The sequence below is a fragment of the Candidatus Pantoea multigeneris genome (assembly GCF_011752615.1).
In the GTDB taxonomy this organism is placed as follows: Bacteria; Pseudomonadota; Gammaproteobacteria; order Enterobacterales; family Enterobacteriaceae; genus Pantoea; species Pantoea multigeneris.
On sequence record NZ_VWXF01000005.1, the window covers coordinates 181,861 to 206,732 of the forward strand.

Consider the following 24,872-nt stretch of genomic DNA (forward strand, 5'->3'; position numbering starts at 1 on the left):
AAAACTCATGACTGTTCCCTACACTCGCTGGCCAGATGACCTCGCCGCACGCTACCGTGAAAAAGGTTACTGGCTGGATTTACCGCTGACCGACATCCTTGAGCGCCATAAAACCAATGATGCTACCGCCGTCGTTGATGGCGATCTGGTGCTGAGTTATCGCCAGATGGCAGAGCAGAGCGACAATCTCGCCGCTGCGCTGCTGCGTCGTGGTGTTAAGCACGGCGATACTGCTTTGGTGCAGTTAGGCAACGTAGCCGATCTCTACGTGACGCAGTTTGCGCTGTTCAAATTAGGGGTTGCCGCTGTGTATGCGCTGTTCAGCCACCAGCGCACCGAATTGACCGCCTATGCCAGTCAGATTGCCCCTACGCTGCTGATTGCCGACCGCCAGCATGCTCTTTTCCAGGACAACAGCTTTATCGATACGCTGTGCCAGGCTGCACCGGCCATCCACAGCGTGATCCTGCGTAATGATGGTGAACATGAAAACGCACTGGAAACACTGAAAACAGAAACCGCGACGGGCTACATTGCAACACCAACGCCAGCGGATGAAGTGGCCTTTTTCCAGCTTTCAGGTGGCAGTACCGGCACACCAAAACTGATCCCTCGTACGCACAATGACTACTATTACAGCATTCGTGCCAGTGACGATATCTGCCTGATTAATGCCGATACGCGCTATCTGATTGCCCTGCCCGCTGCGCACAACTTTGCCATGAGTTCACCAGGTTCGCTGGGCGTATTCTATGCCGGCGGCCAGGTGATCCTTGCGGCCGACCCGAGCGCAACACTCTGTTTCCCACTGATCGAAAAACATCAGGTAACGGATACCGGCCTGGTCCCACCTGCGGTGAGCCTGTGGTTACAGACCATCGCCGAGTGGGGCAGCAATGCACAGCTGGCTTCATTACAACGCATCCAGGTTGGCGGCGCGAAGCTGAGTGAAAGCGTTGCACGCCGCATCCAGAGTGAAATGGGCTGCCAGCTACAGCAGGTGTTCGGTATGGCGGAAGGGCTGGTCAACTACACGCGTTTTGATGACGATGAGCAGACCATCCTGACCACCCAAGGGCGTCCAATCTCCCCGGATGATGAAGTCTGGGTTGCCGATGAAAATGGTCATCCACTGCCGGAAGGCACCACAGGCCGCCTGATGACACGCGGGCCTTACACTTTCCGTGGCTACTTTAACAGCCCAGCACACAACGCCAGCAGCTTTGACAGCGAAGGGTTCTACTGCTCGGGCGATCTGATCGAGATCAACGCAGCCGGTAACATCACTGTTCAAGGCCGCGAGAAAGATCAGATTAACCGTGGCGGCGAGAAGATTGCCGCCGAAGAGATCGAAAACCTGCTGCAACGCCACCCGGATGTGATCCACGCGGCGCTGGTTTCGATCACTGATGAACTGATGGGCGAAAAAAGCTGTGCGATCCTTGTGGTCAGCCAGCCAGTGAAAGCTGTTGCCTTACGTCGTCATTTGCGTGATTTAGGCGTGGCAGAATTTAAGCTGCCCGATCGTATTACTTTTGTAGATGCATTGCCGCTGACCCCGGTCGGTAAGGTTGATAAAAAGCTTCTGCGCCAACAACTTGCCGATCAACAGGCTCAAGCCTGATCGTTTCCGGAGATTTTATGGCTATTCCAAAACTGACGTCTTATTCACTGCCGACTGCTGCTGAGTTACCCACTAACAAGGTGAAGTGGGTGGTAGAACCTCAACGTGCTGCATTGCTGATCCATGATATGCAGAACTACTTCCTGAACTTCTGGGGTGAGGACAGCCCGCTGGTGAATCAGGTGGTTGAGAACATCGCTCGCCTGCGCAGCTACTGCAAAGCTCAGGGCATTCCGGTGTTCTACACCGCGCAGCCTAACGAGCAAAGTGATGAAGATCGCGCCCTGCTGAACGACATGTGGGGACCGGGGATCAACAAGCACCCTGAACAGCAGAAAGTGGTTGATGCCCTGGCACCGGATGCAGACGATCAGGTTCTGACGAAATGGCGTTACAGCGCATTTCGCCGCTCGCCGCTGGAATCGATCCTGAAAGAAACCGGTCGCGATCAGCTGATCATTACCGGTGTTTATGCCCACATTGGCTGTCTGACGACGGCAACTGATGCCTTCATGCGTGATATTCAGCCGTTTATGGTGGCTGATGCGCTGGCTGATTTCAGCCGTGAAGAACACATGATGGCGCTGACTTATACCGCAGGTCGCAGTGGAAAAGTGGTCATGACGGCCGATCTGATCCCGCTGCCGCAGAGCAAAGATGAACTGCGCGCTTTGGTGCTGCCTCTGCTGGAAGATGATGATGTGCCGGAAGATGATGAAAATCTGATCGACTACGGTCTCGATTCCGTACGCGTTATGCAGCTCGCCGCACGCTGGCGTCAGGTGCACGCAGATATCGATTTCGTTAGCCTGGCGAAAAACCCAAGCATTGATGGCTGGTGGGCACTGCTGTCGCGGGAGCCACAGGCATGAGTGCGACCTGGGACTTTAGCGGTAAAACTGTCTGGGTAACCGGCGCGGGTCAGGGTATTGGCTATCACACTGCGCTGGCGTTTCACGCCGCTGGCGCACAGGTGATCGGTTTTGATCAACGTTTCCACGATCAATCCTATCCATTCACCTGCCATCAGATGAATGTAGCCGATCCTGCGCAGGTGAAAGAAGTTTGCCAGGCGGTACTGGCTGCGCACCCGCGCATTGATGTTCTGGTTAATGGTGCGGGTATTCTGCGCGTAGGTTCCACTGAAGAGCTGAGCTTTGAAGACTGGCAGGCGTGCCTGACCGTCAACGCTGGCGGGGCATTTAACCTGTTCCAGCAGACGTTACCAGTATTCCGTGCTCAGCGTGCTGGTGCGATTGTTACCGTGGCTTCCAATGCGGCACACGCACCACGCCTTGGCATGTCGGCTTACGGTGCATCAAAAGCCGCGCTGCGCAGCCTGTGCCTGACCGTGGGTCTGGAAATGGCGCCGTACGGCGTACGCTGCAACATTGTTTCACCGGGATCGACCGATACCGAGATGCAACGCAGCCTGTGGCACACCCCTGAGGGCGAGCAGCAGATGATCCAGGGCTACCCGGATCAATTTAAGCTCGGGATCCCGCTGGGTAAGATCGCGCAGCCACAAGAGATCGCGGCCAACATTTTGTTCCTGGCATCGGATCTTGCCAGCCATGTAATACTGCAGGATATTGTGGTCGACGGCGGCGCAACGCTGGGAGCCTAATATCATGACCGCAATCTGGAAACGTGCGATCACGCTTGAAGCACTGAATGCGATGGGGGAAAACTCCCTGGTGGCGCATATCGGGATCAAATTCACCGTAATCGGTGATGATTATCTCGAAGCGACGATGCCTGTTGATGCAAGGACGCATCAACCATTTGGTTTGCTGCATGGCGGCGCTTCAGTGGTGCTAGCCGAATCGATGGGTTCCGTAGCAGGTTATCTCTGCGTTGACGAGGGGCACAGCGTAGTAGGCATTGAGGTGAATGCCAGCCATCACCGTTCGGTAAGCAGTGGTGAAGTGCGTGGTATTTGCCGTCCATTACATCTGGGGCGACGCAATCAGAGCTGGCAGATTGAGATTCGTAACGGTCGCGATCAGCTTTGCTGTAGCGCACGTCTTACGGTGGCGGTGCTGGGATAATACCCTCACCCCAGCCCTCTCCCACAAGCGGGAGAGGGAGCTAGCACGGTGCTTTGGACGAGAGTCCAGCGCACCATATCCTCTTCCAGAAGGAGGGAGCTAGCCCGGTGCTTTGAACGAGTCCAGCGCACCATATCCCCTTCCAGAAAGGGGAGCTAGCACAGTGCTTTTGAACGAGTTCAGCGCACCATATATCCCCTTCCAGAAAGGGGGAGCTAGCCCGGTGCTTTGAACGAGTCCAGCGCACCATATATCCCCTCTCCCTTACAGGGTCAGGGTGAGGGTATAAGCGCAGGAATTAACGCTGATAGATGATCTCGACGCCTTCGTCGTCTTCTTCATCCCAGTCGTCCCACTCTTCATCATCTTCTTCTTCCACTTCCACCGCGTTTTCCAACGCTTCACGGTGGTAGTCATCCCACATGAACTCGACTTTCTCTGGTTGCTTCATCTCTTCCAGCTCAGCCTCTTTCGGGTTGGCATTGATGAAGTGCATCACTTCCCAGCACAGGTCGGTCACGTTCTGACGACTCGCCGCAGAAATCAGGAAGTATTTACCTTCCCAGCCCAGGGCTTCTGCAACCGCTTTAGCACGGCTTTCTGCTTCTTCCTGGCTCAGCAAGTCACACTTGTTGAAGACCAGCCAGCGTGGCTTCTGGAATAGCTTCTCGCTGTACTTTTCCAGCTCACCGAGAATAATGCGGGCATTTTCAACCGGATCAGATTCGTCAATTGGCGCGATATCGATGAGGTGCAGCAAGACGCGGCAACGCTCAAGGTGTTTCAGGAAGCGGATACCCAAGCCAGCACCATCAGAAGCGCCTTCGATCAATCCTGGGATGTCAGCCACCACGAAGCTCTGCTCATGGTCCATGCGGACCACACCAAGGCTTGGTACCAGGGTGGTGAACGGATAGTCGGCCACTTTTGGCTTCGCTGCCGAGACGGCACGGATAAAGGTCGATTTGCCTGCGTTTGGCAGACCCAGCATACCCACATCCGCTAACAGCATCAGTTCCAGCATCAGGTCACGGTGTTCGCCTGGCGTACCCATGGTTTTCTGACGTGGGCTACGGTTCACTGAAGATTTGAAACGGGTATTACCCAGGCCGTGCCAACCGCCTTTTGCCACCATCAGCTGCTGGCCATGGCGCGTCATATCACCCATGGTCTCGCCGGTGCCCTGATCGGTAACACGCGTCCCTACAGGCACTTTAACGATGACATCTTTACCACGCTTACCGGTACAGTCACGGCTCTGGCCATTCTGACCACGTTCGGCGCGGAAAGCTTTTTCGAAACGATAGTCGATCAGGGTGTTCAGGCTTTCGTCTGCTTGCAGGTAAACATCACCGCCGTCGCCGCCGTCACCGCCATCAGGACCACCGCGTGGAATATATTTCTCACGACGGAAGCTTACACAACCGTTGCCGCCATCACCTGCGACAACCAGAATCGCCGCTTCATCTACAAACTTCATTTTCTCTCTCCGTCACGCTGTCGTCTGCGCCAGATAACAGGCGGCAAACAGGTCCGCCAGGGTCTTCTGCGCTGACCGGGGGCGGATGAAAACAGGGGCACTCAGTGCCAGTATATAAAGTGTACTGCAAAGGTAGGTGCAGGTCGCGTTGCAGCCTGCATCAGAATGTAAAAAGCCCCGCAAAAGCTGCGGGGCCTTCAATTCGGTGTTCAGACGGAAACCGTCTGCGCCACGCCAACCTTACTCAGCAACGATGCTGATGTATTTACGGTTGTTCGGGCCTTTAACTTCGAATTTAACTTTGCCGTCTGCGGTAGCAAACAGGGTGTGGTCACGACCACAACCTACGTTGGTACCTGCGTGGAATTTGGTGCCACGCTGACGAACGATGATGCTACCTGCCAGAACAGACTCACCACCGAAACGTTTTACGCCCAGGCGTTTTGCGTTGGAGTCACGACCGTTACGAGTCGAACCACCAGCCTTCTTGTGTGCCATTTGTCAGATCTCCTCTTAGGCGCTGATCGCAGTGATTTTCACATCAGTGAACCACTGACGGTGACCCTGCTGCTTACGGTAATGCTTACGACGACGGAACTTAACAATCTTGATTTTGTCGCCACGACCGTGAGCTACGATCTCTGCTTTAATCAGGCCGCCTGAAACCAGTGGCGCGCCGATTTTCACGTCTTCGCCATTTGCAATCATCAGAACCTGGTCGAACTCAACAGTTTCGCCGGTTGCGATGTCCAGCTTTTCCAGGCGAACGGTCTGACCTTCGCTAACTCGGTGTTGTTTACCACCACTTTGGAAAACCGCGTACATATAAAACTCCGCTTCTGCGCTTGCCTTTTTTGTTTCTCAGGCGGCGCGATAAATATTCACAATAGGGCGCGAATTCTACGCAAAACTCCAGCAGAAGACAAGAGCACTTTGCACACTCTTGCAGAAAAAAAACACAGAGCTCATGCAGACGTTTCGTATCCAGATTTTTCAAGTACAATCAGTAACAGATTAACTGAACTCCAGTGGGATGAAAGCCCTTAACATGGCGCTCTACCCCGCCATAGCCGAACAGACGAATGAACTTAGAACAGATAAACGAACTTACCGCGCAGGACATGGCGGCGGTTAACCAAACCATACTCGACCAGCTCGATTCTGATGTCTCACTGATTAACCAGTTGGGTTACTACATCATCAGCGGTGGCGGCAAACGTATTCGCCCATTGATCGCTGTGCTGTCTGCGCGGGCGCTAAACTACACCGGCAATCTGCACGTCACCAACGCGGCGCTGATCGAATTTATCCACACCGCCACGCTGCTGCATGACGATGTGGTGGATGAATCCGATATGCGCCGTGGTAAAGCGACAGCCAATGCTGCTTTCGGTAACGCCGCCAGCGTTCTGGTGGGGGATTTTATTTATACCCGCGCCTTCCAGATGATGACCAGCATGGGCTCGCTGCGCATCCTGGCGCTGATGTCAGAAGCGGTGAACGTGATTGCTGAAGGCGAAGTTTTGCAGTTGATGAATGTTAACGATCCGAATGTCACTGAGGAGAGTTACATGCGCGTGATTTACAGCAAAACCGCGCGCCTGTTTGAAGCAGCATCGCAGGCTTCCGCCATTCTGGCTGAAGCAACGCCTGAGCAGGAAGTCGCGATGCAAGATTACGGTCGTTATCTGGGAACCGCTTTCCAGCTTATCGACGATCTGCTCGACTACAGCGCGGATGGCGAAACGCTGGGTAAAAACACCGGCGATGACCTGAGCGAAGGTAAGCCAACGCTGCCATTGCTGCACGCCATGCATAACGGCACGCCAGAGCAGGCGGCAATGATTCGTGAAGCTATCGAACAGGGTAACGGTCGCCATTTGCTGGAGCCGATCCTTGCTGCGATGGAACAGAGTGGCTCATTGGCCTGGACACGCTTGCGCGCTGAGCAGGAAGCGGATAAAGCCATCGCAGCACTCTCTGTTCTACCTGAAAGCCCATGGCGTACCGCCCTGGAATCTCTGGCACATATGTCTGTGCAACGCGAATACTGATCCCATTCCCGGAGCAGCAATTGTTCCGGGATCTTTCCCCCACTCACGCCCTCTCTTTGTTTTGCATCCAGTTTGCGAACTTCCGCGCATTTTTTTCACTTGCTGTAAAATTTACTGGAAACATATGGAAATATTCTGTTATAAAAACCCTGAAATTTCCAGTTGACCTTACCGGTCGCACATACCTCAACACGCTAATGTGTTAAGCAGGGATAAGGAGGAACACGCTTATGTATGCAGGGAAACAGGACTGGCATCCCGCCGACGTTATCGCCGCGTTGCGTAAGAAAGGGACAACCCTGGCTGCACTTTCACGCCATAATGGGTTGAGCTCATCAACGCTCTCTAATGCGCTGAGTCGCCCGTGGCCGAAAGGTGAATGGCTCATCGCCACCGCATTGGCTTTACACCCCGCAGAGATCTGGCCAAGCCGTTATTTTGATCCCGTGAGTCGCCGATTAGTTGATCGTAAACAGCGGATGCGCGTCCCGCTACGACCGACCCCTATCCGTCTAACGATCAAAAAATAGCAGAGGATCCGCGAGATCCTCATAAAGAAGATCCTCGGAGATGCTGCTAAAGATCAAGCCAGGAGACCACGTGAGTTGCCCGCCGTCTCAGCGTCAACTTTACGGGCCAAAAAAAAGCCGCTGACGATCAGCGGCTTTTTTGTCGATCATACGGAAAAATTACTCTCCGCTGATACGCTCTATGTTCGCACCCATCGCCTGCAGCTTATCTTCGATATGCTCATAGCCACGATCGATGTGGTAAATACGATCAACGATAGTGGTGCCTTCTGCGATACAGCCCGCTAATACCAGGCTAGCAGAAGCACGCAGATCGGTTGCCATCACTTGCGCACCAGACAGCGTCTCTACACCATGACAGATCGCCGTATTACTTTCGATCTCCGCATGTGCTCCCATACGAATTAACTCAGGGATATGCATAAAGCGGTTTTCAAAGATGGTTTCGGTGATCACGCCAGTCCCTTCTGCGACCAGGTTCAGCAAAGTAAACTGCGCCTGCATATCAGTTGGGAAACCTGGGTGTGGCGCAGTGCGGATGTTAACCGCTTTTGGCCGCTTACCGTGCATATCAAGGCTGATCCAGTCATCGCCAACCTGAATATCTGCACCGGCATCACGCAGTTTTGCCAGAACGGCATCCAGCGTGTCTGGCTGCGTTGCGTGGCACACCACTTTGCCGCCAGAAATAGCCGCAGCCACCAGGAAAGTACCAGTTTCAATACGGTCTGGTACGACACGATAAACACCACCACCAAGACGTTCAACGCCCTCGATAATGATCTTATCGCTGCCAGCACCGCTGATCTTCGCGCCCAGGGTGATCAGGAAGTTCGCAGTATCAACGATCTCGGGTTCACGCGCGGCGTTCTCAATGATCGTGGTACCGGTTGCCAGGGTGGCGGCACTCATAATGGTCACGGTCGCACCAACGCTAACCTTATCCATCACGATATGCGCGCCCTTCAGGCGACCTTCAACAGAGGCTTTTACGTAGCCTTCTTCCAGTTTGATCTCTGCGCCCAGCTGTTCCAGACCGGTAATGTGCAGGTCAACCGGACGTGCGCCGATAGCACAGCCGCCAGGCAAGGAAACCTGTCCCTGACCAAAACGCGCCACCAGTGGACCGAGTGCCCAGATAGAGGCACGCATGGTTTTCACCAGGTCATAAGGGGCACAAAAAACGTTAACCTCACTGGCATCCACATGCACAGAACCATTACGCTCAACCCGGGCTCCGAGCTGGCTCAACAGTTTCATGGTGGTATCAATGTCGCGCAGCTTAGGCACGTTCTGGATTTCGACCGGTTCTTCCGCCAGCAGCGCAGCAAACAGAATCGGTAATGCAGCATTCTTTGCCCCGGAAATGGTCACTTCACCACTTAAACGGGTGGGGCCTTGCACACGAAATTTGTCCATTAACACCAATCTCAATTAACAATCAAAAAATGAAACAGTCCTGCCTGTGGACAGCTTAGAAACCGTTGAGTTTACGGTCACGCGCCCACTCAGCAGGCGTATAGGTTTTAATGGATACCGCATGAATACGGTTATCCGCAATGTACTCCATCAGCGGCGCGTAAACAGCCTGCTGCTTCTTGACTCGGCTCAGTTCACCGAACATCTCGCCAACAGCGATCACTTGAAAATGACTGCCGTCGTTGCTGAGAACATGCACTTCATCTAATGCCAGTGCCTGCATCAGCACAGCCTGAACTTCGCTATTTTCCATTGCTCTTAACTTCTGTTGATAATAATAAGGCGGATATATTAGAGGAAAGCGGCTGACTCTTAAATATGCAAAAGCCCCTGCAGCACGCAGGGGCCAGTATGTGCAGCACACAATTTAAGCGGTTTTATCAGCAGAAACAATAAACTGCTGTAAATTGTAGAGCGTGATGAGGGAATCAAGTTTATCGCTGATGCCGCTAAAATGCGGGGCCCGCTGCGCTTTTGCGCCCTGCTCACGCAGATGCACCAGCAAAGCCAGCCCGGCGGAATCAACCCGTTCAAGCGCGGCAACATCAATCACTTCAATGCCTTCCAGCAGCTCTTGACGCTGCTGCCACAAAGGCAGCAGCGAATCGCGATCCAGATGACCACGTAACACCAGGCGTTGTGCCTGGCGTTCCCAGCTTAATGCCTGTGCCATCACTGTTGCTTGTTCAGCGTAATCGGCTGAGCCGCAGAGGTTTTCAGCTGTGCTGTCAGCGCATCGATACCCTTGGTACGCAGCAGGTCGCCCCACTCGTTCTGCTTGGTGGTGATCATGCTGACGCCTTCTGCAACCATGTCGTAAGCCTGCCAGTTACCGGTCTGGCTGTTCTTGCGCCACTGGAAATCCAGACGTACCGGCGGACGACCAGTAGGATCGATAATGGAGACACGGATGGCTACGATGTCGTTGTTACCCAATGGTTTTTCTGGCTCGACCTGATAAGTCTGGCCATGGTACAGCGCCAGCGCTTGACCATAAGCCTGTGCCAGATAGTCACCAAACGCCGCAAAATAAGCATCGCGCTGCGCCGGGGTAGCATCACGGTAGTAGCGACCCAGTACCAGAGCGCCCGCGTATTTGATCTGCACGTACGGCAGCAGCTCCTGCTTAACGATCTGACGCAGGTAGTCCGGGTTTTGCTTGATCTGCGATTGCTCGTTTTTCAAACGGCTAAACGTCTTCGCTGCGGCATCATTCATCAGCTTGTATGGATTAGATTGATCCGCCGCATTGGCTGCCAGCGGTGCAATAACCAGCATAGCGATCATCATTAAACGCTTAAACATCATGTTTTTCCTCTCAAGGTTGTGCCGGAGCCGCAGTGTGATTTTCCGTCTGCGACTGTTTGTCATCTTTGTTGTCACCACCGCTTTTATAGAGGAACTGACCAATCAGATCTTCCAGTACCAGCGCTGACTTGGTGTCACGTAATGTTCCGCCATCTTTAAGCATAGAAGAGCCTAAATCAGGATCGTCAAACCCGAGGTTTAGCGCGAGGAATTGCTCGCCTAACAGCCCCTGGGTACGAATGGCCAGGGAGCTGGTATCCGGGATTTTATCCAGATAACGATCGCTGATCGCCATCGTGACCTGGGGTGACAGCGTCTTCTCATCAAGACCAATGTCTGTCACGCGCCCAATCACCACGCCACCGATTTTCACCGGTGAGCTGACTTTCAGGCCGCCAATATTGTCAAAAGTGGCTGTAAGCTTCCATGTCGGTTCTGTACCAAGAGATTTCACATCTGCCACGCGCAGCGCGAGGAACAGCAACGCGATAAGCGCCAGCAACATGAATACGCCAACCCAGATTTCACTTTTTTTACTTTGCATTCCATCAGTTCCCAAACATCAGTGCTGTGAGCACAAAATCTAAACCGAGCACCGCCAGTGATGAATGCACCACGGTACGCGTTGTCGCCCGACTAATTCCTTCTGAAGTCGGCACGGCGTCATAACCATTGAACAGCGCGATCCAGGTCACCGTAATGGCGAAGACAATACTTTTGATCACACAGTTAATGACATCCATACGGAAATCGACCGCATTCTGCATCGCTGACCAGAAGAAGCCAGGATCAATGCCTTTCCAGCTCACACCGACCAGAGCACCACCGGCAATGCCGACAGCGGTGAAAATGATCGCCAGCAGCGGCATACTGATGACGCCAGCCCAGAAACGAGGTGAAACCACGCGCCGCAGCGGGTCAACGGCCATCATCTCCATACCGGAGAGCTGTTCCGTGGCTTTCATCAGGCCAATTTCTGCTGTCAAAGCGGAGCCAGCACGCCCCGCAAACAGCAGCGCCGTGACCACAGGGCCCAATTCACGTAGCAGCGACAGCGCAACCAGCATGCCGAGGCTCGTTTCGGCGCTATAAGTTGTAAGTACCAGATAACCTTGCAGCCCCAGTACCATGCCAATAAATAGCCCGGACACGCCGACAATCAGCAGCGACATCACGCCCACGCTGTAAAGCTGCTTCACCAGCAGCGGAGCATGTTTCCGCAGCGCCGGTTTACCCACCAGCGCATGAAACAGCATCATTCCAGCGCGGCCAAAGGTGGCGCAGGTAGAAATTCCCTGACGTCCCATAGACGCCAGCATTTTAACCAACATCGATTTACACTCTCCCTGAGCCGGTTAAATCGGCTAAATAGTCCCCGGCAGGATAGCGGAACGGCACCGGTCCATCCGCGTGCCCATCAATAAACTGACGTACTCGCGGATCGGGATCGCTACGTAATTGTTCCGGGCTGCCCTGCGCGATAATTTTTTGCCCCGCCACAATATAGGCGTAGTCGGCGATGCTCAACACCTCTGGCACATCGTGTGAAACCACAATACAGGTCACGCCCAGCGAGTGGTTGAGTTCATCGATCAACTTCACCAACACGCCCATTGTAATCGGGTCCTGACCGACAAAAGGTTCATCAAACATGATGAGATCCGGCTCTAAGGCAATGGCGCGAGCCAACGCTGCGCGACGTGCCATCCCGCCAGAAAGCTCAGCCGGTTTAAGCTGTGCGGCCCCGCGCAACCCTACGGCTTCAAGCTTCATCATCACCGTACTGTGTAAGAGTTCGGGTGGTAATTGCGTGTGCTCACGCAGCGGCCAGGCGACATTTTCATAAACCGTCAGATCGGTAAAAAGCGCGCCGGACTGAAAAAGCATACTCATCTTCTTACGTGCCTCATATAAACCGGCACGAGACAGGGCTGGAATGTTCTCTCCGTTGAACAAGATTTCACCGCGATCGGGTTGAAGTTGCCCACCGATCAGGCGAAGTAGTGTGGTTTTACCAATCCCCGATGGACCCATAATTGCTGTGACTTTACCCGCGGGCACCGTCAAAGAAATATCGTCGAAGATTTTGCGGTTTCCGCGCGTAAAACTCACGCCTCGAATCTCCACCAGATTCGTCTGCTGCTGGGTCATTCTTACCTCGTTATACGGCCTACTCATGGGTTAGGATGGTAGCCTGTAAAAAAACACCTGGCGGATAGTTTTACAGAAACTTACCCGGAAGGTGTGGCGAAAATAGCCTTAAAATTTACTTTTGCCTCTCAGACCGTCAAAATCAGCGCCAGTTCATCCACCTCTGATCCTGAAACCTGCCGGACAAGGCGTGTCGGCACAGAATTTCACCCAAGGATTTTCCATGTTTGTAGCTATTGCCCTGCTGATCATTGGTCTGATTTTGCTCTCTTATGGCGCAGACCGCCTGGTGTTCAGTGCATCGATCTTGTGTCGATCTTTTGGGGTTCCACCGCTTATTATCGGTATGACAGTGGTCAGCATTGGCACCTCACTGCCTGAGATCATCGTTGCGTTTTCTGCCGCCATGCACGGACAGATCGATTTCTCCGTCGGTACCGCATTAGGCTCAAACATTACCAATATTTTACTCATTCTTGGCGTTGCCGCCCTGCTCCATCCACTGACGATTCACTCTAATCTTATCCGCCGCGAACTGCCGCTGATGCTACTGGTCTCACTCCTCAGTGGCATCATGCTATTTGATAGCCATCTTAGCCGGTTAGATGGTGTTGCCCTGCTAGGAATGGCCTTAATTTATCTGTTGGCGGTGATACGCATCGCACGACGTGCAGAACGCGATAACAACGATACGCTAACGCGTGAACAATTGGCTGAGCTGCCGCGTGAAGAGAGTGGTAATGGCAACACCGTCGCGTTTTTATGGCTAGCGGTCGCGCTGGTAATCCTGCCGATGTCCACACGCATGGTGATCGACAATGCTACCGTGGTGGCGGATTTCTTTGGCATGAGCGAACTGGTGATGGGCCTGACCGTCGTGGCCGTCGGCACCAGCCTGCCAGAACTTGCCACCGTGATTGCGGGCGCATTAAAGGGTGAAGATGATATTGCCATCGGAAACTTGATCGGCGCCAACATTTATAATGTCGCTATCGTACAGGGCTTACCGGCGCTGATTCATCCCGGCAACATCGATCCTGCCGCGTTTGCCCGAGACTACTGGGTGATGTTAGGCGTCAGCACCCTGTTTACCTTGTTGTGCCTGTTACGCAGCCGCCGTATTGGCCGCCTTGCTGGTGCATTACTTTTGTGCGGTTTTGTTGCCTGGGTTGCCTTGCTCTGGCTGCAACCCGCGCTGGTTGATGGATAGAAGGATAAATTCACCATGACGAATCATCCACTGAGCCCTGACTTTGACTTTCAACACGCGGGCAAGACCGTGCTACGCATTGAACGTGAAGGGCTGGAACAGCTCGACCAATACATCAATGAAGATTTCACGGCAGCCTGCCAGCTGATTTACGGCTGCACCGGCAAAGTGGTTGTCATGGGCATGGGAAAATCTGGCCATATTGGGCGGAAAATGGCGGCAACCTTTGCCAGTACCGGCACCCCCGCCTTTTTTGTTCATCCCGGAGAAGCCAGCCACGGCGATTTAGGCATGGTCAGCGGCAATGATATCGTGATTGCCATCTCCAACAGTGGTGAAGCGAATGAGATCCTGGCGCTGGTGCCGGTCCTTAAGCGCCAGAAAGTGACGCTGATTTGCCTGACCAGCCGTCCGGAAAGTGCGATGGGCCGGGTAGCGGATGTTCATCTCTGTGTGAAAGTGCCGCAGGAAGCGTGCCCGCTGGGTTTAGCCCCCACCACCAGCACCACTGCCACACTGGTGATGGGCGATGCCCTTGCCGTTGCCTTGTTAGAGGCGCGCGGCTTCACGCCGGAAGATTTCGCGCTATCGCACCCAGGCGGCGCGCTGGGACGCAAACTGCTGCTGCACGTCAGTGATATTATGCACAGCGGCGAAGAGATCCCGTTTGTGCCACGCGATGCCTCGCTGCGTGATGCATTACTGGAGATCACCCGTAAAAAGCTTGGCCTGACGGTTATCGTCGATGAACAGATGAAAATCGCCGGGATCTTTACCGATGGTGATTTACGCCGCGTGCTGGACAGCGGCATTGATGTGCAGACCGCAACCATAGCCGCCGTGATGACACCGGGTGGTGTTCGCGTGCGCCCCAACCTGCTCGCCGTTGATGCCCTCAATTTGATGCAAAGCAAAAATATTACCGCCCTGCTGGTCGCCGATAACGACCGTCTGGTCGGCGTCATTCACATGCACGACATGCTGCGCGCTGGCGTAGTCTGAACAGGAAGAAGTAATGAGTGAACAACAAGCCGTGATCGAAACCTGCTATGGCCCCGTCAGCGAGGATGTGATGACGCGCGCCAGCAAGATTCGTCTACTCATTTGTGACGTAGATGGCGTAATGTCTGACGGTGTTATCTTCATGGGTAACAACGGTGAAGAGCTGAAAGCATTTAACGTGCGTGATGGCTATGGCATTCGTTGCCTGCTGACCTCGGATGTAGAAGTCGCTATTATAACCGGTCGAAAGGCTAAGCTGATGGAAGACCGCTGCAAAACCCTCGGTATCACCCATCTCTATCAGGGACAATCTGATAAACTTATTGCCTATAATGAACTGATTACCCGTTTGTCGTTGCAGCACGAAGAAGTCGCCTACATTGGTGATGATTTGATCGACTGGCCGGTCATGGCCAAAGTGGGTTTGAGTGTTGCCGTTGCCGATGCGCATCCCGTGCTGCTGCCACGAGCCGATTATGTCACTCGTATTGCAGGCGGACGCGGTGCCGTGCGTGAACTGTGCGATCTGATTCTACTAGCGCAAAACAAATTTGAGGATGCCAAAGGGCAATCGGTATGAGTAAAAGCAGGCGTTGGATAACGCTGATCCTGGCGCTAATTGCACTGGTATTGATTGGCTGGAACTTAGCCAATCCCGATGATACCCAGACGCCAGCCGCCACTAACGATCAGGAGCCAACTTACACCAGTGCTAACTCAGACTCGGTGGTGTATAACCCGCTGGGCGGCCTGGCTTATCGTTTGGTGTCTGACAAAGCGACCTATTTCTCGCTACAGGAAATCAGCTGGTTCGATAATCCAGTGATGACCACTTACGATGACAACAAAGTGGCGACCTGGTCGGTACGAGCAGATAAAGCCAAGCTGACCAAAGATCGTATGTTGTATCTTTACGGGCACGTCGTGGTGAAATCTCTGACGGCCGATGCACCTCTACAGCGAATTGAAACTGACAGTGCGCAGGTTAACCTCGTCACCCAGGATGTGACATCGGAAAGCCAGGTCACATTGTTTGGCAGCAACTTTAATTCTACCGGTATGAAAATGCGCGGTAACTTACGAACTAAAAATGCCGAGTTGATTGAAAAGGTCAAATCCTCCTATGAAATTCAAAATTAACTACAGCATTAAGCTGTTGATGGTAAGCGCCCTGCTGGCGAGCAGCGTACCGGCACTCGCCCTGACCGGCGACTCGGACAAGCCGGTGAACATCGATTCAATCAACCAGGCGCTGGATCTACAAGGTAACGTTGCCACCTTTACGGGCAACGTGGTCGTCACTCAGGGTTCAATTAAAATCACTGCGGATAAAGTCGTTGTGACACGTCCCGGTGGCGACAGCAAAAAAACCATCGTCGATGCCTGGGGTAATCCCGCGACCTTCTATCAGATGCAGGACAGCGGAAAACCGGTTCAGGGCCACGCCGCCAAGCTCCATTACGAACTGGCCAATGATTTCATTGAGCTGACAGGCAATGCCTTTATCCAGCAGCAAGACAGCAACATCAAAGGCGACCGCATTACTTATCTGGTTAAGCAGCAGAAAATGCAGGCCTACAGTCAAGGCCAGAGCAAACGCGTCACCACAGTGTTGGTACCTTCGCAGCTGCAAGATAAGAACGGTTCATCCAACGGCGCTAAAAAGAGTAACTGATCCTTATGGCAACTTTAGTCGCAGAAAACCTGGCAAAAGCTTATAAAGGCCGCCGTGTGGTCGAAGACGTCAGCCTGCAGGTTAAATCTGGCGAAATCGTCGGCCTGCTCGGCCCTAATGGTGCGGGCAAGACCACAACCTTCTATATGGTTGTCGGTATTGTCCCACGCGATGCCGGACGCATCGTGATTGATGACGAAGATATCAGTATCTTGCCGCTCCACGCGCGTGCGCGTCGTGGCATTGGTTACCTGCCGCAGGAGGCGTCTATTTTCCGCCGCCTCAGCGTGTACGACAACCTGATGGCAGTCCTGCAGATCCGTGATGACTTAACCGAAGAGCAGCGCCAGGATCGCGCCAAAGAGCTAATGGAAGAGTTTCATATCGAGCACCTGCGTGACAGCCTGGGTCAGGCACTGTCCGGTGGGGAACGCCGTAGGGTGGAAATTGCGCGCGCACTGGCGGCAAATCCTAAATTCATCCTGCTGGATGAACCCTTCGCGGGGGTTGACCCGATTTCCGTTATCGACATCAAAAAAATTATCGAACACCTGCGCGACAGTGGCTTAGGCGTACTGATCACTGACCACAACGTGCGTGAAACCCTGGCAGTGTGTGAACGCGCCTACATCGTAAGCCAGGGCCACCTGATTGCCCACGGTACCCCCGCAGAAATCCTGGAAGATGAACAGGTTAAACGGGTTTATTTGGGTGAAGAGTTCAGACTCTGATAAGGTGTTCGTAACAATTGATGTAAGCGTTAAGGAAATCCTGTCGGGACTATGAAGCAAGGTTTGCAACTCAGGCTCAGCCAACAGCTGGCAATGACACCGCAACTGCAGCAGGCGATTCGTCTGCTGCAACTTTCTACGCTTGAACTCCAGCAGGAACTGCAACAAGCTCTGGAGAGCAACCCATTACTGGAGCAGACAGAACAGCACGATGAAGTTGATGCACGTGAGTACGAAGAGAAAGAAGCTCTGGATACCCGCGAAGCGTTAGAGCAGAAAGATATGCCGGAAGAGCTGCCGCTGGATGCCACGTGGGACGAGATTTACACCGCAGGGACTCCCTCTGGCACCGGCACCGACTATCAGGACGATGAACTGCCGATCTACCAGGGTGAAACCACCCAGTCACTGCAAGATTATCTGATGTGGCAGGTAGAGCTTACCCCGTTTAGCGATACCGATCGCGCCATCGCCACCTCGATTGTTGATGCCATTGACCCCACTGGCTATCTGACTGTACCGCTGGAAGACATTTACGACAGCATCGGCGACGAAGAGCTAACCCTGGAAGAAGTCGAAGCGGTGCTTAAACGCGTGCAACGCTTTGACCCGGTGGGTGTTGGTGCACGCGATCTGCGTGACTGTCTGCTGGTACAACTCTCTCAGTTTGCGCCAGAAACCCCGATGTTGTCTGAAGCTCGCTTGATAGTCAGCGAGCATCTGGATCTGCTTGCCAACCATGATTTCCGTAGCCTGATGCGCGTGACCCGGCTTAAAGAGGAGATCCTCAAAGCCGCCATGCTGCTGATTCAGTCTCTTGATCCGCGCCCCGGCCAGTCAATTAATACCGGCGAACCCGAATATGTGATTCCCGATGTGCTGGTGCGCAAAGTGGGCTCACGCTGGAGCGTGGAACTGAATAGCGATAGCCTGCCCCGTCTGCGTATCAATCAACAATATGCCGCCATGAGTGGCAATACGCGCAATGACAGCGACAGCCAGTTTATTCGCAGCAATCTGCAAGAAGCACGCTGGCTGATCAAAAGTCTCGAAAGCCGTAATGATACACTGCTCAAAGTGAGCCGCTGTATCGTTGAGCAGCAGCAGGAGTTCTTTGAACAGGGCGAAGAGTTTATGCGCCCAATGGTACTGGCAGATATTGCTCAGGTGGTCGACATGCACGAATCCACCATTTCACGCGTCACGACGCAAAAGTATCTGCACAGCCCACGCGGCATTTTTGAGCTGAAGTATTTCTTCTCCAGCCATGTGAATACCGAAGGCGGTGGTGAAGCCTCTTCCACCGCCATACGCGCTCTGGTGAAAAAGCTGATCTCAACCGAGAACCCAGCCAAACCCTTGAGCGACAGCAAATTGACCTCCATGTTATCAGAACAGGGGATCATGGTGGCACGTCGTACCGTCGCCAAATACCGCGAGTCTTTGTCTATCCCGCCATCAAACCAGCGTAAACAGCTGGTGTGAAAGAAATGAGAAGGAAGACCTATGCAGCTGAACCTTACTGGGCAGAATGTTGAACTCACACCGGCATTACGTGAGTTCATCAATGAAAAGTTTCCTAAGCTGGAACACTTTTTTGATCATATCAATCAGGCCTATATTGTCCTGAAAGTAGAGAAGGTGAAGCAGGTAGCGGATGCTACACTGCATATAAACGGTGGTGAGATCCATGCCTCTGCCGAGGCGGATGACATGTACGCGGCCATCGACGGGCTCATCGACAAGCTGGCCCGTCAGTTGACTAAACATAAAGACAAACTGAGAAAACACTAACCTTCACCTTTGCCGGGCCGTATCAGCGTGCCCCGATGCAGACTATGGGGCGGATTAACCGCCCCGTTTTGCCATCTGTGCAGAGGCCAGCGGCGCGCTATTGCGTCAGGCTGGCAGGTGAACATGCAAGTGAAACCACAATGAACAACGATCTAACACTGGAACTGAGCGCTGTGCTCACCCCAGACTGTACCCGCAGCAGTGTACACTGCCAAAGTAAAAAACGTGCGCTGGAAATCATCAGCGAACTGGCAGCGAAACAGCTAAATTTGCCTCACCAGACGCTTTTCGAAGCGATTCTGACGCGTGAACGCATGGGCAGTACTGGCATCGGTAATGGTATTGCCATCCCACACGGTAAGCTTGAAGAAGATACCTTGCGCGCGGTGGCGGTCTTTATCAGTCTGGAACAACCCATCGCCTTTGATGCGGTGGATAACCAGCCTGTTGATCTGTTGTTTGCTCTGCTGGTTCCCGCCGATCAGTGCAAAACCCACCTGCACACGCTGTCGCTGGTGGCAAAAAGACTGGCGGATAAAACGGTTTGTCGTCGGTTACGTGCAGCGCAGAGCAATGAAGAACTCTACGCCATAATTACAGAATCACCGGAAGAGCAGTAAGTGCATTTTACCGGCGTGTTTGCCGGTTAATAACGGGAGACAAGGTCATGGTGCTGATGATTGTCAGTGGCCGTTCTGGATCGGGGAAATCGGTGGCGCTGCGCGCCCTCGAAGACATGGGTTTTTACTGTGTTGATAACCTGCCAGTCACACTGCTGCCTGAACTGGCGAATTCGCTGTCCACACGAAATATTTCGGCGGCAGTGAGCATTGATGTACGTAATATGCCGGAATCACCGGAGATTCTGGAAGCCGCACTGGATAATTTGCCAGAAAACTTCTCGCCACAGTTGCTGTTTCTTGATGCCGATCGCAACACATTGATCCGTCGCTATAGCGATACGCGTCGTTTGCACCCCCTTTCCAGTAAGAACTTATCGCTGGAAAGCGCCATTGATGAAGAGAACGATCTCCTGGAGCCGCTGCGATCGCGTGCGGATCTGATTGTCGATACGTCGGAAATGTCGGTGCATGAGCTGGCGGAAATGCTGCGTACACGCCTGTTAGGCAAGCGTGAACGTGAGCTGACCATGGTCTTTGAGTCTTTCGGCTATAAACACGGTATTCCGATTGATGCCGATTACGTGTTTGACGTGCGTTTTTTGCCCAATCCACACTGGGATCCCAAACTACGCCCGATGACCGGTTTAGATCGCCCGGTTGCTGCGTTTCTTGATCGCCATACCGAAGTACATAATTTCATCTACCAGACCCGCAGCTATCTCGAACTGTGGCTTCCGATGCTGGAGACCAACAACCGTAGTTACCTGACGGTGGCGATTGGCTGTACCGGGGGAAAACACCGTTCGGTGTATATTGCTGAGCAACTGGCAGACTACTTCCGCTCGCGGGGCAAGAATGTTCAGTCCCGTCACCGCACGCTGGAAAAACGTAAATCATGACGGTCAAACAAACGGTAGAAATCAGAAACAAACTGGGGATGCACGCACGCCCAGCGATGAAACTCTTTGAGCTGGTTCAGAGCTTTGATGCCGAAGTGCTGCTGCGTAATGAAGCGGGCACAGAAGCCGAAGCCAGCAGCGTCATCGCGCTGTTGATGCTGGACTCCGCGCAGGGCGGCCATATTGAAATCGAAGCCAACGGCCCGCAGGAAACTGAAGCCCTGAAGGCCGTGATTGAGCTGTTCGAAGCAGGTTTCGACGAAGATTAATTCAGCCGGTAACGCTGTAAAAATCCTTCTCCTCCCAGTTGGCGCATCTGGCGCATGATCCACTGCTGGCGCGAACGCGTATAGCCAGAAGGTGCATCAGCACGGAACAAAATAGGGTTAGGGAGTACCGCAGCCAACAGCGCCGCTTCGCTGATGGTTAACCGGCTAGCCGGTTTATGAAAGTAGCGCTGTGCTGCGGCTTCGACACCAAATGTCCCGTTACCAAACTCCGCGATATTCAGATACACCGTCAAAATCCGCTGTTTACTCCACAACGTTTCCAGCCCCACCGTCAAACCCGCCTCCAGACCTTTACGCACCCAGCTACGCCCATCCCACAAAAACAGGTTTTTGGCGGTTTGCTGAGAAAGCGTTGAAGCACCACGCATGCGCCCATCATCACCGTTTTCCAACACAGTGCTGATCGCATCCACATCGAAGCCCCAATGGGTCGGAAATTTTTGATCTTCTGAGGCGATAACGGCCAGTTTCATCCAGGGGGAAATTTCATCATGCCCTACCCAATCTGAGTGGGCCACGTTGTGAAAATTGCCCTGCATCAAAGCAGCGATCTGCCGTTCAGCCATGACGGCCGAAAAGGGTACCGGTAGAAAGCGAAACAGAACCAGCGCGACCACCCACAATCCCAACAGAGCCACCAGGGCCTTAAGCACTCCTCGTTTGATTGCTAGCCACAGATTCCCTTTATACTTAATCATGCTTTTTTTCCTGTACCGGTTCCTGGCGTTAATCAATATTTAGCGGGCTGCACGTTGGCAGCCTGAAAAACCGCTCTGATGATGATAAATACGTCGTTTTAGCGCAGCGGATTTTGTTAAAAAAATGTTTTAATTCATACAATAACAGCGCGACATCACAATTTTAGCCCACGATGGGATCGGTACCATTCCTGAGAGTAAGAAACTAATAACGCGGATGAGTATTATTTAATTGTGATCATACTCACATTAAATGATTCACATCTCTTAACTTTCATATTCACTAACGTTTGAAGATCTGTAACACATGCTACGACTAATCTGAAAACGAGCAATTCTGACTCGGTGGTTTTTCCCTGCATTTAATGCTGTATTGATAAAATAGTGCGAAAATTTTTATCTAACATCCGCTGAGAAATTCCAATCTGGAACCTTTTGGAGCGCGTTTCCAGAACGCCTGCTGGCGGCCAGAGCGAAACGCTCAACTTTTCCTGGTTTTCATTATTTTAGAGCGAGTTACAGGAAGTATACTGGCGTTTTAATCGCTTTTTCCCTGACCACCCCGTCAGGCCCGATAGCGCCTGACGTAAACGGCAAAAAAAACAGGATAATTGATCAAAATATCTGCAATACAGCAAAGAAACTAATTCCTTACTTGACTGTGTCACCAAATTAATGTTTTCTGTATTTAAACGATGCTCAACATCACACATTTTAATGAATCTGTTCGCAAGACTTTCTGGATTTGCTAAGGTGATGTTAGACGTTTAACCAATACCACGCTGTTGCACTTAATAACACTAAGCATAGCAACAGCGCCGATTTCCCTGGTGTTGGCGCAGTATTCGCGCACCCCGGCCTAGGCTGGGGTCATTTTTTTTCAGCGGTCTACACTTTTTCCTGATCTGCAACCCACTGACGCAGGACTTCAACGTCATGCATCCACAGATGTTTTAGCTCATCAATCCAGTCAGCCACGTTATCCCACCATGCGGGGAGCTCCGGTGACTGAATCTGTTTTGCCAACTGCTGTAAACGTTGCAGACCCACAGAACCCGCAGCCCCTTTGATTTTGTGCCCCTCTTCCACGATGCCCTTTTGATCGCGCGCCATCATGTTGGAGTCCAGCACTTCCAGGTAGCCAGGCATCATCTGTTCAAACATCGTCACGCTTTGAGTGATTAACCCCGGCCCAACCAGCTCGATGTACTGCTCCAGCATGGTAATGTCTAATAACGCCTGTACGCCTTCCTCAGCCACGTTCTCCTCCTCACCCTGCTCACCCCCTTGGGTATCCCAGAACTTCTTGATAATCGCTGTCAGAGCCGGCACAGCGAGGGGTTTGCTCAACACATCATCCATACCTGCGTCGAGATACTCTTTTTTATCTTTCAGCACGTTGGCGGTGAGCGCCACCAACGGCGGCAATGTGGCATTGTGATAGCGCTGGTGAATGGCGCGGGAGACATCCAGACCGGTCATATCCGGCAGTTGAATATCCAATAGCACCAGGTCAAATTCTGCCGGATCAAACATCGCCAGTGCATCCGTGCCGGTCATGGCAACTTCAACGCTACAGCCCAGCTTTTCCAGCACTGAGCGCGCAACGATCACGTTCAGCTCGATATCTTCGACCAGCAGCACATGCAGCGCGGGCAGCGGTATCGCTTCGGCGCTGTTGGCGTCTTCGATAGGCTCAGCCACGCGTGGGGCTTTGATGCTGACGCTAAAGCAGGAGCCTTCACCTGGCGCACTCTGCACGCTGATATCGCCGCCCATGGCCTGAGCAAGACGACGAGAAACCGCCAGGCCAATCCCCGTACCGGTAGCAGGCTTGCCACCAAACTGATCTTTCACCTGATAATACATGGCAAAGATTTTATCCTGCTCATCCTGCGGGATGCCCTGCCCTGAATCCTGCACCTCAAACCTCAGCGTGGCATCCTGGTCATAGGCCACCTTCACCACGATTTCACCGTGATGGGTAAACTTCACCGCATTACCAATCAGGTTCCACAGGATCTGCCGTAAGCGCGTGCCGTCGGCGTACACCTTATGCGGCAGCGGCAGGCGCGGCATCATGACAAACTTCAGCCCTTTCGGCTGCGCCAGCAGGCCAGAGAGGTTTTCCAGATCGGCGAGGAAACTGGTGAAATCCAGAGCTTGGTTATCTAACTGCACCTTACGTCGTTCGATCTTATCCATCTCAATGACATCATTGAAAATATTGCCCAACGTAATGGCCGAGACATGGATCGTCTTGAGGTATTTAATCTGTTCCTGATTGAGGTCGGTGTCCAACAGAATGCGGCTCAAACCAACAATGCCATTCAGCGGCGTACGCAGCTCGTGGCTGATGGTAGAGATAAAGGTGGTCTTTTCCCTACTCGCGTTCTCTAACGCGTCCTGGTAGCGCTTACGCTCGGTAATATCACGGCCGAAGCCCATCAGCCCACTGCGCTTGCCCACGCGATCGTAATAGGGGACTTTGCGGATCTCAAAACAGGCTTTGCGCCCGTCAGGGTATTGCAGCCACTGCTCATACGTCAGCGCGACATTATGACGGAACACTTTCTCATCGGTTTCCAGCACTTTCGTCGCGGCTTCTTCGTCGTAGATATCGCCCGGCGTCAAGCCGATCAGCTGCTTTTCACTTTTGCCCGTCAGTAACTCCATGGCACGGTTACAGCCGGAGAACTGTTTGTTGATGTTGCGATAGAACACCAGGTCTGGCGAAGCATCGAGGAAAGAACGCAGGAAAGTGGACTGCTGTTCCAGCTCAATTTGCGCCTGTTCACGTCGTGCCATCTCTTCACGCAGCTTGTGCATCACCTGCTCACGCGCCTGCTCCGCTTTGATACGGTCCGAGATCTCCTGATTGAGCCGGGTAATGGTCTCCTGCATCTGCTGATTCAGCTCAAGATCGCGGCGACGCATCTCTTCCAGCTTATCCACCAGACGGGCAAGCCGCTGGCGTGAATCTTCCAGTTGGTCAACAACGACCGAGAGGAAATAGACCGCCCAGGGGGTGATCAGTAAGCCGAAAAAGACCGACCGCACCATATCGATGCTTTCAACATGGCCGCGCAGCACCATGGTGATCGCCATCTGAACAATCATTGCTAACACTACCAGCGCAGAGGCCAGTAGCAGTGAGAAACGGACAAGGCCGAGTTTTACCATTAAATCGACGTAATATTGCGCCAACAGGCGAATTTGTTTCATACCGGCTCCCTGAGTGGTAAACGGGGTCATGATAGCGCAACTCCCCTA

At 53.0% G+C, this 24,872-nt stretch carries 29 protein-coding genes; 17 read left to right on the plus strand and 12 right to left on the minus strand.

The window, feature by feature from the left end:
* Positions 1–7: 7 nt before the first annotated feature.
* The 4 genes from F3J40_RS13585 to F3J40_RS13600 are packed head-to-tail and all read left to right on the plus strand — an operon-like array spanning position 8 to position 3,675.
* Positions 8–1,624, plus strand: coding sequence for a (2,3-dihydroxybenzoyl)adenylate synthase (locus F3J40_RS13585; protein WP_167015405.1), 1,617 nt, complete (start codon positions 8–10; stop codon positions 1,622–1,624).
* A 17-nt stretch (positions 1,625–1,641) separates the two neighbouring features.
* Positions 1,642–2,496 (plus strand): isochorismatase family protein, encoded by an 855-nt coding sequence (locus F3J40_RS13590; protein ID WP_167015407.1) that lies wholly within the window; start codon positions 1,642–1,644, stop codon positions 2,494–2,496.
* Positions 2,493–3,251, plus strand: coding sequence for a 2,3-dihydro-2,3-dihydroxybenzoate dehydrogenase (dhbA, locus tag F3J40_RS13595; protein WP_167015409.1), 759 nt, complete (start codon positions 2,493–2,495; stop codon positions 3,249–3,251). Before F3J40_RS13590 ends, dhbA begins: the two co-directional genes overlap by 4 nt.
* Before the next feature lie 4 nt (positions 3,252–3,255).
* Positions 3,256–3,675, plus strand: coding sequence for a hotdog fold thioesterase (locus F3J40_RS13600; RefSeq protein WP_167015411.1), 420 nt, complete (start codon positions 3,256–3,258; stop codon positions 3,673–3,675).
* Positions 3,676–3,973: 298 nt separating this feature from the next.
* Here F3J40_RS13600 and cgtA read toward each other — a convergent pair whose 3' ends face one another.
* The 3 genes from cgtA to rplU all read right to left on the minus strand — a co-directional run bounded on the left by cgtA (position 3,974) and on the right by rplU (position 5,980).
* Positions 3,974–5,155, minus strand: coding sequence for an Obg family GTPase CgtA (cgtA, locus tag F3J40_RS13605; protein ID WP_017349605.1), 1,182 nt, complete (start codon positions 5,153–5,155; stop codon positions 3,974–3,976).
* Between the two features lie 240 nt (positions 5,156–5,395).
* Entirely contained in the window at positions 5,396–5,653 is a 258-nt protein-coding gene (gene rpmA, locus F3J40_RS13610) for a 50S ribosomal protein L27 (RefSeq protein WP_017349604.1), read from the minus strand.
* A gap of 15 nt (positions 5,654–5,668) precedes the next feature.
* A complete protein-coding gene (rplU, locus tag F3J40_RS13615; protein WP_017349603.1) occupies positions 5,669–5,980 on the minus strand; it encodes a 50S ribosomal protein L21 in 312 nt (103 codons plus the stop codon).
* Positions 5,981–6,237: 257 nt separating this feature from the next.
* On the opposite strand from rplU, the gene ispB reads away from it, so the two are divergent.
* Positions 6,238–7,209 (plus strand): octaprenyl diphosphate synthase, encoded by a 972-nt coding sequence (ispB, locus tag F3J40_RS13620; RefSeq protein WP_167015413.1) that lies wholly within the window; start codon positions 6,238–6,240, stop codon positions 7,207–7,209.
* A 230-nt stretch (positions 7,210–7,439) separates the two neighbouring features.
* Positions 7,440–7,739 (plus strand): helix-turn-helix domain-containing protein, encoded by a 300-nt coding sequence (locus F3J40_RS13625; protein ID WP_167015415.1) that lies wholly within the window; start codon positions 7,440–7,442, stop codon positions 7,737–7,739.
* Between the two features lie 159 nt (positions 7,740–7,898).
* Here the strand turns inward: F3J40_RS13625 and murA are convergent, their stop codons facing one another.
* From murA to mlaF, 7 genes are all read right to left on the minus strand, one after another.
* Entirely contained in the window at positions 7,899–9,158 is a 1,260-nt protein-coding gene (murA, locus tag F3J40_RS13630; protein WP_017349600.1) for a UDP-N-acetylglucosamine 1-carboxyvinyltransferase, read from the minus strand.
* A 55-nt stretch (positions 9,159–9,213) separates the two neighbouring features.
* Entirely contained in the window at positions 9,214–9,471 is a 258-nt protein-coding gene (gene ibaG / locus F3J40_RS13635; protein ID WP_017349599.1) for a BolA family iron metabolism protein IbaG, read from the minus strand.
* A gap of 114 nt (positions 9,472–9,585) precedes the next feature.
* Positions 9,586–9,891, minus strand: a complete 306-nt coding sequence (gene mlaB / locus F3J40_RS13640) for a lipid asymmetry maintenance protein MlaB (protein ID WP_167015417.1) — start codon at positions 9,889–9,891, stop codon at positions 9,586–9,588.
* Entirely contained in the window at positions 9,891–10,523 is a 633-nt protein-coding gene (gene mlaC / locus F3J40_RS13645) for a phospholipid-binding protein MlaC (RefSeq protein ID WP_167015683.1), read from the minus strand. Before mlaC ends, mlaB begins: the two co-directional genes overlap by 1 nt.
* Positions 10,524–10,536: 13 nt before the next feature.
* Positions 10,537–11,070: an outer membrane lipid asymmetry maintenance protein MlaD gene (gene mlaD, locus F3J40_RS13650; protein WP_017349596.1), complete on the minus strand. Its 534-nt coding sequence runs from the start codon at positions 11,068–11,070 to the stop codon at positions 10,537–10,539.
* A gap of 4 nt (positions 11,071–11,074) precedes the next feature.
* On the minus strand, positions 11,075–11,857 hold the full coding sequence (gene mlaE / locus F3J40_RS13655; protein ID WP_017349595.1) for a lipid asymmetry maintenance ABC transporter permease subunit MlaE: 783 nt from the start codon (positions 11,855–11,857) through the stop codon (positions 11,075–11,077).
* Between the two features lie 4 nt (positions 11,858–11,861).
* Positions 11,862–12,677: a phospholipid ABC transporter ATP-binding protein MlaF gene (gene mlaF, locus F3J40_RS13660; protein WP_017349594.1), complete on the minus strand. Its 816-nt coding sequence runs from the start codon at positions 12,675–12,677 to the stop codon at positions 11,862–11,864.
* Positions 12,678–12,900: 223 nt separating this feature from the next.
* Here mlaF and F3J40_RS13665 point away from each other — a divergent pair, with 223 nt between their 5' ends.
* The 11 genes from F3J40_RS13665 to npr all read left to right on the plus strand — a co-directional run bounded on the left by F3J40_RS13665 (position 12,901) and on the right by npr (position 20,880).
* Positions 12,901–13,887, plus strand: coding sequence for a calcium/sodium antiporter (locus tag F3J40_RS13665; protein ID WP_017349593.1), 987 nt, complete (start codon positions 12,901–12,903; stop codon positions 13,885–13,887).
* Positions 13,888–13,902: 15 nt separating this feature from the next.
* A complete protein-coding gene (kdsD, locus tag F3J40_RS13670; protein WP_017349592.1) occupies positions 13,903–14,889 on the plus strand; it encodes an arabinose-5-phosphate isomerase KdsD in 987 nt (328 codons plus the stop codon).
* A 13-nt stretch (positions 14,890–14,902) separates the two neighbouring features.
* Positions 14,903–15,469 carry a 3-deoxy-manno-octulosonate-8-phosphatase KdsC gene (kdsC, locus tag F3J40_RS13675; RefSeq protein ID WP_167015419.1) on the plus strand — a complete coding sequence of 189 codons (567 nt, stop codon included), beginning with the start codon at positions 14,903–14,905 and terminating at the stop codon, positions 15,467–15,469.
* Positions 15,466–16,029: an LPS export ABC transporter periplasmic protein LptC gene (lptC, locus tag F3J40_RS13680; protein ID WP_017349590.1), complete on the plus strand. Its 564-nt coding sequence runs from the start codon at positions 15,466–15,468 to the stop codon at positions 16,027–16,029. Before kdsC ends, lptC begins: the two co-directional genes overlap by 4 nt.
* Positions 16,013–16,564 (plus strand): lipopolysaccharide ABC transporter substrate-binding protein LptA, encoded by a 552-nt coding sequence (lptA, locus tag F3J40_RS13685; protein WP_167015421.1) that lies wholly within the window; start codon positions 16,013–16,015, stop codon positions 16,562–16,564. The genes lptC and lptA overlap by 17 nt, the downstream gene beginning before the upstream one ends.
* Before the next feature lie 5 nt (positions 16,565–16,569).
* Positions 16,570–17,295, plus strand: coding sequence for an LPS export ABC transporter ATP-binding protein (gene lptB, locus F3J40_RS13690; RefSeq protein ID WP_017349588.1), 726 nt, complete (start codon positions 16,570–16,572; stop codon positions 17,293–17,295).
* A gap of 51 nt (positions 17,296–17,346) precedes the next feature.
* The gene (rpoN, locus tag F3J40_RS13695; RefSeq protein WP_017349587.1) at positions 17,347–18,780 is read left to right on the plus strand and encodes an RNA polymerase factor sigma-54; all 1,434 of its coding nucleotides are present in this window, start codon (positions 17,347–17,349) and stop codon (positions 18,778–18,780) included.
* A 21-nt stretch (positions 18,781–18,801) separates the two neighbouring features.
* Complete coding sequence (hpf, locus tag F3J40_RS13700; RefSeq protein WP_017349586.1) at positions 18,802–19,089, plus strand: ribosome hibernation promoting factor; 288 nt, start codon at positions 18,802–18,804, stop codon at positions 19,087–19,089.
* Positions 19,090–19,229: 140 nt separating this feature from the next.
* The gene (gene ptsN / locus F3J40_RS13705; protein WP_167015423.1) at positions 19,230–19,709 is read left to right on the plus strand and encodes a PTS IIA-like nitrogen regulatory protein PtsN; all 480 of its coding nucleotides are present in this window, start codon (positions 19,230–19,232) and stop codon (positions 19,707–19,709) included.
* A gap of 47 nt (positions 19,710–19,756) precedes the next feature.
* Positions 19,757–20,611, plus strand: coding sequence for an RNase adapter RapZ (gene rapZ / locus F3J40_RS13710; RefSeq protein WP_017349584.1), 855 nt, complete (start codon positions 19,757–19,759; stop codon positions 20,609–20,611).
* Positions 20,608–20,880: a PTS phosphocarrier protein NPr gene (npr, locus tag F3J40_RS13715; protein WP_167015425.1), complete on the plus strand. Its 273-nt coding sequence runs from the start codon at positions 20,608–20,610 to the stop codon at positions 20,878–20,880. Before rapZ ends, npr begins: the two co-directional genes overlap by 4 nt.
* On the opposite strand, the gene mtgA is transcribed toward npr, so the two are convergent.
* Together mtgA and arcB are read right to left on the minus strand one after the other, a co-directional pair.
* Positions 20,877–21,599: a monofunctional biosynthetic peptidoglycan transglycosylase gene (gene mtgA, locus F3J40_RS13720; protein WP_167015427.1), complete on the minus strand. Its 723-nt coding sequence runs from the start codon at positions 21,597–21,599 to the stop codon at positions 20,877–20,879. The genes npr and mtgA overlap by 4 nt on opposite strands.
* Positions 21,600–22,487: 888 nt before the next feature.
* A complete protein-coding gene (gene arcB / locus F3J40_RS13725) occupies positions 22,488–24,824 on the minus strand; it encodes an aerobic respiration two-component sensor histidine kinase ArcB (protein WP_167015429.1) in 2,337 nt (778 codons plus the stop codon).
* Between the last annotated feature and the right edge of the window lie 48 nt (positions 24,825–24,872).